The organism is Nocardioides sp. JCM 18998 (assembly GCF_055391535.1).
This window is the reverse complement of the sequence record NZ_AP043886.1, coordinates 4,207,253-4,220,142: the sequence shown is the minus strand read 5'-3', so window position 1 is coordinate 4,220,142 and position 12,890 is coordinate 4,207,253. Positions and strand designations below refer to the sequence as shown.

At 72.2% G+C, this 12,890-nt stretch carries 8 protein-coding genes and 1 tRNA gene; 5 read left to right on the top strand and 4 right to left on the bottom strand.

Annotation, left to right across the window (positions count from 1 at the left end; genetic code table 11):
* The first annotated feature begins 25 nt into the window (after nucleotides 1–25).
* Nucleotides 26–102, top strand: a tRNA-Val gene (locus tag ACZ5L9_RS19800).
* Between the two features lie 54 nt (nucleotides 103–156).
* Nucleotides 157–597 carry an SRPBCC family protein gene (locus ACZ5L9_RS19795; protein ID WP_464531506.1) on the top strand — a complete coding sequence of 147 codons (441 nt, stop codon included), beginning with the start codon at nucleotides 157–159 and terminating at the stop codon, nucleotides 595–597.
* A 29-nt stretch (nucleotides 598–626) separates the two neighbouring features.
* Here the strand turns inward: ACZ5L9_RS19795 and ACZ5L9_RS19790 are convergent, their stop codons facing one another.
* From ACZ5L9_RS19790 to ACZ5L9_RS19775, 4 genes are read right to left on the bottom strand one after another with little or no spacing between them, the layout of a single operon-like run.
* Nucleotides 627–3,314 carry an FtsX-like permease family protein gene (locus ACZ5L9_RS19790; RefSeq protein WP_464531504.1) on the bottom strand — a complete coding sequence of 896 codons (2,688 nt, stop codon included), beginning with the start codon at nucleotides 3,312–3,314 and terminating at the stop codon, nucleotides 627–629.
* Nucleotides 3,314–6,478: an FtsX-like permease family protein gene (locus tag ACZ5L9_RS19785; protein WP_464531501.1), complete on the bottom strand. Its 3,165-nt coding sequence runs from the start codon at nucleotides 6,476–6,478 to the stop codon at nucleotides 3,314–3,316. Before ACZ5L9_RS19785 ends, ACZ5L9_RS19790 begins: the two co-directional genes overlap by 1 nt.
* Before the next feature lie 12 nt (nucleotides 6,479–6,490).
* Nucleotides 6,491–7,192: an ABC transporter ATP-binding protein gene (locus tag ACZ5L9_RS19780; RefSeq protein WP_464531498.1), complete on the bottom strand. Its 702-nt coding sequence runs from the start codon at nucleotides 7,190–7,192 to the stop codon at nucleotides 6,491–6,493.
* Nucleotides 7,189–8,112, bottom strand: coding sequence for an ATP-binding cassette domain-containing protein (locus tag ACZ5L9_RS19775; RefSeq protein WP_464531495.1), 924 nt, complete (start codon nucleotides 8,110–8,112; stop codon nucleotides 7,189–7,191). The genes ACZ5L9_RS19780 and ACZ5L9_RS19775 overlap by 4 nt, the downstream gene beginning before the upstream one ends.
* 181 nt (nucleotides 8,113–8,293) lie before the next feature.
* Here ACZ5L9_RS19775 and ACZ5L9_RS19770 point away from each other — a divergent pair, with 181 nt between their 5' ends.
* The 3 genes from ACZ5L9_RS19770 (at nucleotide 8,294) to ACZ5L9_RS19760 (ending at nucleotide 12,880) form a co-directional block, all read left to right on the top strand.
* Nucleotides 8,294–10,372, top strand: coding sequence for an MDR family MFS transporter (locus tag ACZ5L9_RS19770; protein ID WP_464531490.1), 2,079 nt, complete (start codon nucleotides 8,294–8,296; stop codon nucleotides 10,370–10,372).
* A gap of 41 nt (nucleotides 10,373–10,413) precedes the next feature.
* The gene (locus tag ACZ5L9_RS19765) at nucleotides 10,414–11,391 is read left to right on the top strand and encodes a dipeptidase (protein ID WP_464531489.1); all 978 of its coding nucleotides are present in this window, start codon (nucleotides 10,414–10,416) and stop codon (nucleotides 11,389–11,391) included.
* 103 nt (nucleotides 11,392–11,494) lie between these two features.
* Nucleotides 11,495–12,880, top strand: a complete 1,386-nt coding sequence (locus ACZ5L9_RS19760) for a serine hydrolase domain-containing protein (protein ID WP_464531485.1) — start codon at nucleotides 11,495–11,497, stop codon at nucleotides 12,878–12,880.
* Nucleotides 12,881–12,890 lie beyond the last annotated feature (10 nt).

Sequence of the window (12,890 nt, the reverse complement as noted above, 5' to 3'; positions counted from 1 at the left end):
CCCGTAGGCTGTGCCGTCGCGTCACGGGCGCATAGCTCAGTTGGTTAGAGCGCTTGCCTTACAAGCAAGATGTCGGGGGTTCGAGTCCCTCTGCGCCCACCAGATCGAAGCGGCCCTGAGCAGCGGATCCTTGGTAGGGATCCGCATGCTGGACCCATGATCACCGTGAGCCGTACCTTCGCCGTCACCCCGCCCCAGCCCGTCGTCCTGGACTACCTCAAGGACTTCGCCCACGCGGAACAGTGGGACCCGGGCACGCAGTCGTGCACCCGCCTCGACGACGGGCCGATCGGCGTCGGGACCCGCTGGCACAATCGCTCGAAGGTCGCCGGGCGCACGACCGAGCTGACCTACCAGCTCACCGAGGTCGGAGCCGATCGCCTCGTCTTCGTCGGGACCAACGACAGCGCGACCTCGACCGACACGATCACGGTGGTGCCGCGCGGTGCCGGCAGCGAGATCACGTACGAGGCGGTCATCGAGATGCATGGCGTCGCCAAGCTCGCCGACCCGCTGACGAAGATCCTGTTCGAGAAGATCGCCAACGACACGGTGAGGGACATGACCGCTGTCCTCGATGGCCTGCCTTCGGCCTGATCAACAGGCAGCTCTCGGGGAACAGATGGTCAGCTGCGCAACAGCTCGGCCAGGACGCGTCGTCGGAGGCGTTGCCACTCGATGAGAACGACGGCCAGCGCGCTCGCCACCACCGCGCCGGAGGCAAGCGGCGTCCACCATGGCACGACCACATGTGGTGTCGACGTCTGACCGGTGATCCGCTCGAGGGAGAGGGATCCGAAGGTGACGAGCACGCAGCCGAGGCCCAACGCCAGGCCGGCGAGGGTGGCCAGGGCGGCGCTCGTCAGGACCTCACCGGCCAGCACTCGCCTGAGGTCGGCGTCGGCCATGCCGAGCGAGCGGAGCCGGCCGGCCGACTGGCTGCGAGCAGGCGCCTCCGCCGCGGCGGCGAGCACCACCCCGAGGATCGCCAGGACGAGCAGAGGGATGCTCGACATGGCGGCCAGCGTGGCGAGCGAGGCGGCGAGCGGGGCCCGCCGGCGACTGTCCAGCTCGTGGGCGTAGGTGATGACCGAGCCCGAGGGTCCGCTGGCGTGGCGCAGCGCATCCGCGGCTCCCGGCCCGACCGCCCAGACCGTATCGGGCTCTGCCGACACGCCTGTGCGCGCCAGAGCCCCCGCGTCCACGACCACCACCGGCTCGATCGACGCGTCCACCCGCGGTGCGGTGCCGACGATGTCCAGGTGCAGCGACGTGTCCTCCCAGTGCAGGACGGCGCCGTCGCGCAGGCCGTCGTCGCCGCCGAGCAGCAGAGCCGGCACGTCGCTCGTCGCGCCGTCCAGGAGCCGCGAGAGCTGGGGAGCATCCGGCAGCTGACTGCTCGCGAGCAGCCCGCTGTACGCGGCTGCGTCGACGACGACCAGCCTGACCGCGGCGGCACTGCGCTGCGAGAGCACCTGCACGTCATCGACCACCCGACCGGCGACGGCCGCGCGGACGCCGCTCACGCTCGCCACGCGTCGGGCCGTCGTCTCCAGCTCCTGGTCGGGGGTGGTCGTCAACCGTGCATCGCCGCCGACGGCGAGAAGGGCACCGGCCTCCTGCCCTCGGTGCTCGGTCGCGGCCAGCGCGATGCCGAAGGTGAGCTGAGCGACCGCCACCGTGACGGCCAGCAGCGGCAGCGTCCTCGTCGCGGCCTGGGTGAGCCGCGCGGCGACCAGCAGCCGAACGCCGCCGGTCGAACGTCGCGCCGCACGCAGGCTCAGCCGCAGCCCGGGAACGAGCAGGCGGGCACCGATGATCGTGCCGGCGACCGCGCAGGCGGTGGCGGCTGCGGCCGCCGTCAGGCTCCTCCAGCCGCTCTCTCGTACGATCCCGCGCTGGTGGAGCGCCGCCAGGGACAGGACCGCGGCGGCCAGCACGGCGATCTCCATCGCCAGCCTCCGGGCGCGCTGCGCGCGGTCGAGAGCACGCTTGGCCGACCGGTTGGCGGGAACACGCCGCGCGCTGGTCGCTCGGGCAGCCTGGAGCGCGCCGTACACGGGAGCGGACGCGGCGGCCACCAGGACGACGGGAACCGACCATGCCCACCCCACGCCGCCGGCGAGCAGCCGGGCGCCGGCCAGTCCGAGCGCGGCGGCGACGGCGACGACGAGCAGCGACTCGACGAGGAGCTCCAGCGCGATATCGGACAGTGACGCGCCTCGCTCGCGCGCCAGCGTCACCGGTCCGGCACGGCGCTCGACCAACAGCCGCGCCGCGAGGGCGAGCACCAGCAGGGCGCAGATCACCAGGCCCACGAGGATGACCTGTGCCTGCCCCTGGGCCGCCGCGACCCGGTCGTGCGCATCGGCGAGGACCCGGCCGAGCAGGCCGTCCCAGGAGAGGTCGCTGGGGCTGGTGTCGGCGGCCGCCTGCAGGTACGCGACGTCCTGCGTCAGTGCGGTGGCGTCGTGCCAGCGCATGAGTGACGGACGGGGCGGATAGCTGATGTGGTGGGCGAGGTCCTGCGGAGGCACGGCGATGCGCAGGTCCGGGAGGGAAGCCGCCGAGACGAGCGCCGCGCCACTGATCAGCTCGAGGCCGTCCGCCACGCTCCGGGTCGGCGTCAGCAGGTCGGAGGAGTGCTGCCACACGGCGCTCCCTGGCTCGGCGGCGTCGTACACGCCGCTGATCCGGATCCGGATCTGGCGGTGCTCCTCGTCCTCGGCCGGGATGCGGTCACCGGGACCGACGTCCAGCGCTCGCGCCACCGCACGGGACACGGCCACCTGGACGGGCCACGGTGGGGCGTCGGCGTCGAGCGAGATGTCGGCGTCGTCCGGGCGGCCGCTGGCCGTCGGCGGGCCACCCGAGACGAAGGTGGTCGCAGGCGGGCCGGCCGGCGTGTCGACGTAGGTGAGCCGCAGCGAACGCCCCGGCCCGCCATCGAGCAGATGCAGCTGCGACGTGGTCAACGTCGTGATGCCGGGGCCGAGGACCCGTGCCAGGCGTGCCGGGAGCTGCTCCTGGGCGTCATCCGCCACCTGCCTCAGCTCGTCGGCGGCGTGAGGGTCGCGCGTTCGCCAGAACGGGTCGTCACCGTGGCGGGGCGAGGTGGCGACGACGTCGGCGTTGGTCCCCGCATCGCGCACCGCGGCAGCGACCGTGCGGTCGGCCGCGCTGTCGCCGAGCGGAGCCACCACTGCTGTCAGCAGGGTCGTCAGGGCGACGACCAGCCCGATCAGGATCAGGAGCGCGGCGTCGCTGCGCAGACGACCGACGATGGTCGGCCCGTGCCAGCGTGGTCGCAACATCAGACGCCCTCCGTCCGCACGTACACCGGGTCCGAGGCACGGACGTGGACCGCTGTCAGCGCTGCGGAGATCGCGAGGGCGCCGAGCGTCAGGCCGCTGACGAGCAGGAGCCCTGCGCCCCACGGCCAGACCACGATCGCCGCCGGCACCGGCGCACCACCGACGTCGGAGCGTATGAGGGCCGGTCCCACGGCCGCGGATGTGGCGGCGCCGGCAAGCGCCCCGACGAGCGCGAGGGGGAGGAGGGACGCGGTGGTCTCGACGAGCAGCAGCCGCCTGGCCTCGCCCGCGGTGAGGCCGAGGGCCCGGAGCCGGGACACCTCCTCGGATCGGCCCGGCCGGTCGCTCGCGAGCAGCAGGGCAACGCTCGCGAGCAGCAGCAGCCCCGCAGATCCCACGAGCGTGAGCAGAGCCGTCGGCACCGCGACGCGCAGGGGGCCGTCGGCGAGCCCGGTGGCGATGTCGGAGCGGGTGGTGATGTCGCCGAGGGCAAGCCGCTGCACGGCGCGTACGGTCTTGGCGGGTGCATCGGAGATCCACCAGGCGTCGACGCCTGGATCGAGGTCCCCGGCGCCGATCAGCGCGCGGGTGAGGCTGTCCATGTCGGCGAGCACCGCCGGCTGTCCAGGGGCGGACGGCACGTCCGGCACGACGGCGACCACGCGGAGCCGGACGGCCGTGCCGTGCAGGACTCCGTCCAGCGTCGTCCCGCTGCGAGCACCGACGGCGTCGACGAGGTCCTGGGACGCGGCGACGGGTACGGCCGTGGGCGTCGGAAACGCCGTCACGAGCAGGGTGCTGCTCGAGTAGCCGAAGTAGTCGAGGGCGGCGGTGGCGCTCGTCCGTACGACGGTGTCGGAACCGGCAGACGCGACCGAGACCGCAGCGTCGGTGAGGAGGCCACCGTTCGCCGTCGTGGGGTGCACGTGCCATGCGGCGTCCGGGCTGGGGTCGCCTGACATCGGGATGTGGAGCGCGATCGACACGGTTGCCGACTCCGGGGCACCCGGGCCGGCGAGCTGCCACTGGACTCCGACCAGACGCTGGTCCGGCCGGATCGGAGCCGCCCAGACGAGCGGATGGGCGCGGCCGTCCATCGGCACGGGACCGGCGCTGAGGGAGCTCCGGATGCCGGCCTCGTCCTGGAGGACGGCGGTCGGCGTCACGCGCAGTGCTGCCCGGGCCGGAGCCCTCGCCACGATGCGGATCCCGGTGCCACCCGGAGGCAGCGGGATGCCCCGTACGGCGTCGGTCGGGGCGAGCTGGGCGCCCACCTGCGACCACGTCCTCCCGCCGTCCAGCCGCCCGCGCAGCAGCGCGCCGGCGTGGGTGGCGTCCATCCCCACGATGACCGGCGAGGATCCGCGCGTTCCGACGAAGCTGCCGAGGGCGAGCGGACGGCTGACGACCGGAGAGACGGTGTGACCTCGCAGAACCGTCGCCTGGGCCGCCTCGACGGCGGCCGTCGACTGCTGCCCGGCCGACGTGACGGGGGTCAGCGACGCGTCGGTGCCCGCCAGGAGCGCCGCCTGGTCGCTCTGCGAGCGCTCCCAGGTGGCGTGCACCCCCAGCCCGAACGTGACCACGGCGATCGCGCCAGCGATCGTGACCATGGCCGTCGCGTGGTGCGGGCGACGCGCGGCCTGCTGTGCGGCGAGCGGAGCCACCAGACCGCGAGCGCGGGCCCCCATCCGGGCGGCGAGGCCGAGTGCCGCAGGAACCAGCCGGACCAGGAGCAACGTGGCGGAGGCGAGACAGAGCATCGGCGCGACGGTGAGGACGACGTCCCCGCCGGCTGGCCGTGCGGACTGGGTGCGCAGCTGCCACCAGCACACCGCGGCCACCAGCACCAGGAGCACGTCGAGGCCACGCCGGATCGCGAACCGGTGTCGAGCGCTCCGGTCGGTCGCCGTGCCGGCGTCCAGCGCGGTGATGACCAGCGTGAGCGTCAGCAACAGGCTGCTCGCGAGAACACTCGCCACCAACGGGAGCGTGACGGTCGGTCGCTGCGCCAGCCCCGCCGCACGGAGGGCGGGCAGGCGGGTGAACAGTCCATGGACGAGCGCCGCAGCCGGGACGGCGAGCACGGCGGCGGCCGCGGCGAGCAGGCCCGCCTCCGTCAGCGCAGCGGTCAGCTGCTGGCGGCGGCTGAGGCCGAGCGTGACGAGCAGCGCGCGCTCGTCGTCGCGGCGCGAGGCCACCAGCCAGCCGGCCAGGAGTGCCGCCGCGACGGAGAGCGCCACCCCGAGCAGCATGACCACCAGCACTGTCGAGCGCGTGGCGCTCTGTTGGGCGTGGATCCGGCTGAGCGTCTGGGGCAGCTCGGAGGCCACCCGGGTGATCTCGACCCGGCTGCCGACCCCGTCGGTGAGGAGCGCCGAAGCGCGGTCCAGACCGTGCGCGGCCTGGTCGAGGGTGGCGCGCCGCGCCAGCGCGAGCGTGGGGTGGGCGGTGACGCGCAGCCCGTCGACGTACGAGCCGGTCGCCCGGAACGCGGCATCACCGAGCACGAACGGGCCGTACGCGGGCGGGGAGGTCGCACCGTGGGCCCAGGCGGCGAGGTAGCCCTCCCCGGACAACGGGTCGGTCTCCCAACCGGGCCCGAGACGGGCCTCGAACGTACCGACGACGACGACCGTGACGGACTGATCCGCGTTCGTTCCGCCGGTCGTGTCGAGCTCCTGGCCCAGTGTCACGCTGTCGCCCAGGTGCAGCCCGAGGAGCCCGGCTGCCACAGCCGGTATCGCAACCTCGGGTCGCGGCGACTCCGATCGGGGCCAGCGTCCCGCGGTCAGGACCGCACGGCTGCTGAAGGCGTCGTCGGTGGCGAGGTACGCGACCCCGTCGCCCGTCAGCCGGCGCATCGGCCCGAAGGCGCTCGCCGTGACGGTGGGGCGCATGGGGGTCATGACATCCGTGACAGCGCTCCGGGCGCGGGACAGGGCGTCGGGCAGCTCGCTTCCGGGAAGGTCGACGAGGTAGGCGGTCACGTCCACGCTGCTCGGCTGGGCACGCTCGACCTCGACCTGGAAGGCGCGGTCCTGCGTGACGCTCAGCAGCAGCGCGCACACGCCGACGAGGCAGGCCGCGACGGCGACCAGCCCGACGACGGCAGCGAGCATGCTCCGTTGCACGCGGGCACGCCGGAGGACGAGGATCAGCATCGGAAAGGCATCTCAGCCCGCGATCCGCCCATCAACGATCTGCCCGTCGGCGATCGTGAGGACCCGGTCGGCGAGTGCCATCATCACGGGGTCGTGGGTGGCGACCACGGCGGTGACGCCCTCGGAGTCGACGATGGCCCGCAGCAGCGCCATCACCGCCAGTCCTGTCTCGGCGTCGAGCTGACCGGTGGGCTCGTCGGCCAGGAGCAGTCGCGGCGATCCCGCCAACGCGCGCGCGATCGCGACCCGCTGCTGCTGTCCGCCGGAGAGCTCCGCCGGACGCTGCCGTGCGTGGTCTCGCAGGCCGACGAGCTCGAGCAGCAGGTCGACGCGCTTCTCGCGCTCGGCGACCGGCATCCGCCGCATGCGGAGCGGCACTCCGACGTTCTCGCCGGCGGTCAGTGTCGGGATGAGGCCGAACGTCTGGAAGACGTAGGAGATCGTCTCCCGTCGCATGCGGCTGAGCCCTCGGTCGTCGAGGTCGCCGATGTCCGTGCCGGCCACTCGCAGCGTGCCGCCGTCGGGCTTGTCCAGGCCACCCAGGAGATTCAGGAGCGTGGTCTTGCCCGATCCCGACCGCCCCACCACGGCCACCATCTCTCCGGGACGTACGTCGAACGAGACCTCGCGCAGGGCATGTGTCGTCGTGGGCCCCGTGCCGTAGGTGCGGCTCAATCCCCGTGCCGCGATGATCGGTTCAGCGGAGGGGGTCACCCTTCCCCGCCTCGGTCGTCGGAGCGGATCTCGACGTGATCCTCGGTCAGAGCCAACCGGACGCGGCGCGTCAGGTTGAGCGCCTCGCGAAACTCGCGGGGCACCTGCACGCGTCCGGCGCGGTCCATGACGGCGTACTCCTCGGCGATACCCGGGGCGTCGTCTCCGGCGTCGACGCGCAGGATCTCGCTGCTCGTTCGGCCGTCGCGGATCGCCACCGTACGGGCCACCTGTCCGCTCACCGCCGGATCGTGGGTGACGACGACCACCGTCGCGTCCAGCTCCCGGTTAGCGGTACGCAGCGCGGCGAACACCTCCTCGGCGGTCTCGCTGTCGAGCTCACCGGTCGGCTCGTCGGCCAGCAGGACATGCGGCTGGTTGGCCAGCGCCACCGCGAGCGCGACGCGCTGCTGCTGGCCGCCGGACATCTGATGAGGCCTGCGATCGGCGCACTGCGCCACGCCGAGGATCTCCAGCACGCTGTCGACACGGGAGCGGCGCGCCCTGCGTGCCACCCCCGCGATGGTCAGGGGAAGATCCACGACCTGGCGGGCTGTCAGATAGGGCACCAGGTTGCGCGCCGATTGCTGGCGCACGAATCCGACGACCTTGCGGCGGTAGTGGACCCGCTCGGCGCGGCGCATATCACCCAGGTCGTGGCCGGCCACGCTCGCCCGGCCCGCGGTCGGGGCGTCGACCCCGGCGAGGACGTGGAGCAGCGTCGACTTCCCAGATCCGGAGGCGCCGACGACGGCGATCATCTCGCCGGCGTGCACCAGCAGGTCGAGCCCCTGGAGCGCCTGCACCTCGACGCTCTCGGTCTGGTAGATCCGGACGAGGTTGTCGCACACGATCAGCGCATCGTGTCCGAACTCGGCCTCGCGTGGCGCAGCGTCCGGCAGCGTGAGCTCCTGTGCCATCGTGCTCCCTCGGTTCGGCGGCCCGCGGCGATGCTAGCCAGGCGGCCGGCACACCGTACGAGGTTCGCAGAGATCTCAGGGCCGGAGAGCCCGCCGCGCCGATAGGCGAATCGCACCGCTCGCCCGCCACTCACCCGTGCCGGGGGAGGCAGGAGACGGCGAACGCGACGAGGTTCGGTCCATGGCAGCGACCACGGCACCGCCGGCAGCGGCTCCTCGCGCACCGATCGTCCTCACGGGCCGAGCGCGCACGATCGCCTTCGCCACGATCGCGCTGGGGATGTTGCTGGCCGCGCTGGACGGAACCATCGTGGCGACAGCCCTGCCGACGATCGTGGGCGACCTCGGCGGCGGGACACACATGTCGTGGGTCGTCACCGCGTACCTCCTGGCCCAGACGGCCGTGACCGCCGTGGTCGGGAAGCTGGGCGACCAGTTCGGCCGCAAGGTGGTCTTCCAGACCAGCGTCACGGTCTTCATCCTCGGCTCGGCCATGTGCGGCCTGTCCCAGGGCATGACGTGGTTGATCGCGTCGCGCTCGATCCAGGGCCTGGGCGCGGGCGGACTCACCGTGACGGCGACGGCCCTGATCGCCGACATCATCCCGCTGCGCGAGCGCGGGAAGTTCCAGGGCGCGCTGGGCGCGGTCTTCGGCGTCGCGACGGTGATCGGACCGTTCCTGGGCGGGCTGTTCACCGATCAGCTGAGCTGGCGGTGGTGCTTCTACGTCAACGTGCCGCTGGCCATCGTGGTGATCATCGCCGCCGGCCGGTTCATCCCCCAGGTGCCGGGCGGCGCCCGTCCGAGGATCGACTTCCTCGGCATGGTGGCGGTCTCGGCGGGCGCCGCGGCGCTGGTCCTGGCGACCAGCTGGGGCGGCACCACGTATCCGTGGGGCTCGTGGCAGATCATCGGGCTGCTGGTGGGCGGCGTGGTGATCCTGGGCCTGTTCGTGGTGGTCGAGCTGCGGGTGGAGGAGCCGATCCTACCGATGGCGCTGTTCCGGCAGACCGTGTTCGCGGTCTGTTGCGGGCTGAGCTTCGTGGTCGGGTTCACGATGATGGGCTCGATGACGTTCCTGCCGACGTTCTTCCAGTACGTCGAGGGAGACTCGGCCACCGCCTCCGGCCTGCGGATGCTGCCGCTGGTGCTCGGCCTGCTGATCACCTCGGTGCTGGCCGGCAACATCGTGGGAAAGACCGGCCGGTACAAGATCTTCCCCGTCATCGGCTCGCTGGTGATGGCGCTGGGGCTGTTCCTGCTCTCGCGGATGGATCCCGGCACCAGCGGATGGGCGGCGGACTCCTTCCTGTTCGTGCTCGGCCTGGGGATCGGGCTGAGCATGCAGGTGCTGACCATCATCGTCCAGGGCTCGGTGCCGTACCAGGAGCTGGGGGTGGCCACCTCCGGGGTGACCTTCTTCCGCACGATGGGAAGCGCGTTCGGGTCGGCGATCTTCGGCACCCTCTATGCCAACTTCCTCGCCGACCGCCTGCCGGGCGCCTTGGCACAGAGCCCCGGTGTGACGCCGCAGGACGTCGCGACCCCCGGCGCGTTGCACGCCCTGGGGTCGGACCTGATCGGCCCGATCGTGGACGCCTTCTCCGTGTCGCTCTCGCACGTCTTCCTCTGGGCGGCGCCGGTCGCGCTGGTGGCGTTCGTCCTGGCGTTGTTCCTGCCTCAGGTCCGACTGGCCGACAGTCTCGCGCCGGTCGCCAGCGACCTCGGCACCGGCTTCGGGGCGCCCGAGTCGCTGCCCAACGTCGAGATCCTCTCCCGTCGGATCGCGTACCTGCTCTACGGCCGCCGTCGTGATCATGTCCTGGAGGTGCTGGAGTCGACGGGCGCCGGGCTCGACGCGGCCGGGATCTGGGCGCTGGTGCAGGTGCACGGTCTGACCGCGGCCGGACGGCGAGCGGACCTCGTCGTGATCGCCCGCTCGCGCTACCTGCCGCCGCCGGTCCTCGAGCCGCTCTTCGCCCGGATGGTCACCGAGGGCTATGTCGCCGGCGAGCTGAACGATCTGACGATGACGCCCAAGGGGAGTGCGGCCATCGACCGGCTCAGTGCCCAGCTGCGCGACTGGATCCTCGAGCATCTCGAGGGCATGGAGGGCGAGACGCCCGAGGCCGTGAGCGAGGCGATCAGCGCGGTGGTGAAGCGGATCGTGGTCGAGCGGGTCGAGGAGCCGATCCGCGCGCCCGCGGCCGCCCTGCCCCGTACCGGTGAGGCGATCTCACCGGGGTCGCCGTCGGCCTAGCCTCGAGATCTGCGGGTGCCGGCTCGGTTAAGGTGCGCCGCATGACCAGCGCCCCCGCCGTGACGAACACCCGCCTCTTCTGGGAGCAGCACGCCTGCCTGCCGCTCGCGCCGGAGGCCGACGTCGACGACGTGCTGCGGTTCCGCCGTGAGGGCGGCGCGTACGTCTGCCTCAACGTCGGCTACCAGCCGCACTCGCGCGAGGAGTCGGTCGGCTTCGCCCGGCAGTTCGCCGCCGACGTCGCCCGCCACCCCGAGCTCGCCCTGGTCGGCACCGTCGCCGAGATCGACGCCGCGCACGCCGAGGGCCGGATGGTGGTCGCGTTCGACCTCGAGTGCTCCAATCCGCTCGAGGGCGACCTGGCGATGGTCAAGGAGTTCTACGACCTCGGCGTCCGCTCGCTGGGCGTGAGCTACAACCTCGCGAACAAGGCCGGCGTCGGCTGCCTGGAGAAGGACGACACCGGGCTCACCGCCTGGGGTCGCGAGCTGGTCAAGGAGATGAACGCGGTCGGCATGCTCGTCGACGGCTCGCACACCAGCGTCCGGACGGGCCTGGGCCTCTCCGAGGTCTCCGAGAAGCCGATGATCTACTCGCACTCGGGCTTCCAGGGGCGCTGGAACCACGTCCGCAACATCACCGACGAGGCGGCCCGCGAGTGCGCCGCCGGGGGCGGTGTCATCGGCGTGCCCGGCATCGGCATCTTCCTGGGTGAGAACACCGCCACCATCGAGGCGTACGTCGCGATGATCGACTACGGCGTCGAGCTGGTCGGCTGGGAGCACGTCGGGCTCGGTACCGACTACTCGTTCGACGCCGACGACCTGGTGATGGGGATCGAGGAGCAGCCCGAGCTCTTTCCTGAGGAGTACACCAAGTGGGGTCCGATCGGCTTCATCGAGCCGGAGGTCAGCCTCACCCTCGAGCGCGAGCTGCTCGCCCGCGGGTATCCCGACGAGGCGGTCCGCGGCATTCTCGGCGGCAACTTCCGCCGGGTGGCGGCGGAGGTCTGGGCCTGAGGGGGAGCGATCCCTGCCGCTTGTCCGATCCGACAGCAACTGCGTAAAGCACTTGTCGGATCGGACAACGCCGCGGGTGCGGTCGGCGTTCTAGCCTGACCGCATGACTGCAGTGGCCGACGTCCAGGCCTGGCTCGACGCCCACCTCGCCCGCCTGGTCGCCGAGCACGGTGTCCCCGGGGCGTCGGTCGCGGTCCTCGTCGATGGCGAGGTCGCCGCCGCGGGCGCCGGGGTGGCGAGCCTGCGTACCGGTGTCGAGGTCGACACCGACACCGTCTTCCAGATCGGGTCGGTCACCAAGCTGTGGACCAGCGCGCTGGTGATGCAGCTGGTCGACGACGGGCTGATCGACCTCGACCGGCCGCTGCGGACCTACCTGCCCGAGTTCGAGGTCGGCGACAAGGTCGCCACCGCGTCGATCACGACCCGTCAGCTGCTGTGCCACGTCGCCGGCTTCGAGGGCGACATCTTCACCGACACCGGTCGCGGCGACGATGCCCTGGAGAAGTACCTCGCCTCGATCCACGAGATCCCGCAGCTCTTCGAGCCGGGCGAGGTCTTCTCGTACAACAACACCGGCTTCGTGGTCCTCGGCCGCCTGATCGAGGTGCTGCGCGGCAAGCCGTTCGACCAGGTCCTGATGGAGCGGCTCGCCGAGCCGCTCGCCCTGGCCAGCGTCTCGCCCAGCCCGTACGAGGCCATCCGGTTCCGTGCCGCCACCGGCCACGTCCCCGGCGAGGACGGCGTCCTGGCGGCCGCCCCGACCTGGGCGCTCGCGCACTCGAACGCACCGGCCGGCTCGATGCTCGCGATGACCGCGCGCGACCTGCTCGGCCTCATCCGGATGCACGCCGACGGGGGCACCGCACCCGACGGCACCCGGATCCTGCGGCCCGAGACGGTCGCCGAGATGCAGTCCGTGCAGGTCACGGTGCCCTCGCTCGCGCTGATGGGCGGCTTCTGGGGCCTGGGCTGGGAGATGGAGCAGCACGACGGCCACACCGTGATCGGCCACGACGGCGGCACCATCGGCCAGTACGCCTTCATGCGCTGGGTGCCGACCGCGGGCGTCGCGATCGCGCTGCTGACCAACGGCGGCGACGACTTCCTCGGCCTGTACCGCGCTGTCGTCGGCCAGCTGCTCACCGACCTCGCGGGCGTCACGCTGCCCGGCAACAAGGTGCCGCCGGCCGAGCCCCAGCAGGTCGACGTCACGCCGTACGTCGGGCGCTACGCCGACACCATCTACGACATCACCGTCGAAAAGCGCGCGGACGGCTCGCTGTGGCTCGAGCGGGTGCCCAAGGACATCCACGCCGAGATCGGCGAGAAGCCGCTGGTGGCCGAGCTCGTGCACTTCGAGGGCGACTCGTTCATCTCGCTGGGATCGATGTACGGCATCCACCCCATCTTCGCGTTCGTCGGCCGCAACGAGGCCGGCCTCGCCAAGTACGTCCACTACGGCCGCGTCGTCGCGCGGGCTGCGTAACCCACCAGAA

What these genes read in the sequence shown, in the direction of transcription:
- ACZ5L9_RS19795 (WP_464531506.1), top strand. Translation starts at nt 157, where the DNA reads ATGATCACCGTGAGCCGTACCTTCGCCGTCACCCCGCCCCAGCCCGTC.
- ACZ5L9_RS19760 (WP_464531485.1), top strand. Translation starts at nt 11,495, where the DNA reads ATGACTGCAGTGGCCGACGTCCAGGCCTGGCTCGACGCCCACCTCGCC.
- ACZ5L9_RS19770 (WP_464531490.1), top strand. Translation starts at nt 8,294, where the DNA reads ATGGCAGCGACCACGGCACCGCCGGCAGCGGCTCCTCGCGCACCGATC.
- ACZ5L9_RS19765 (WP_464531489.1), top strand. Translation starts at nt 10,414, where the DNA reads ATGACCAGCGCCCCCGCCGTGACGAACACCCGCCTCTTCTGGGAGCAG.
- ACZ5L9_RS19775 (WP_464531495.1), bottom strand. Translation starts at nt 8,112, where the DNA reads ATGGCACAGGAGCTCACGCTGCCGGACGCTGCGCCACGCGAGGCCGAG.
- ACZ5L9_RS19790 (WP_464531504.1), bottom strand. Translation starts at nt 3,314, where the DNA reads ATGTTGCGACCACGCTGGCACGGGCCGACCATCGTCGGTCGTCTGCGC.
- ACZ5L9_RS19785 (WP_464531501.1), bottom strand. Translation starts at nt 6,478, where the DNA reads ATGCTGATCCTCGTCCTCCGGCGTGCCCGCGTGCAACGGAGCATGCTC.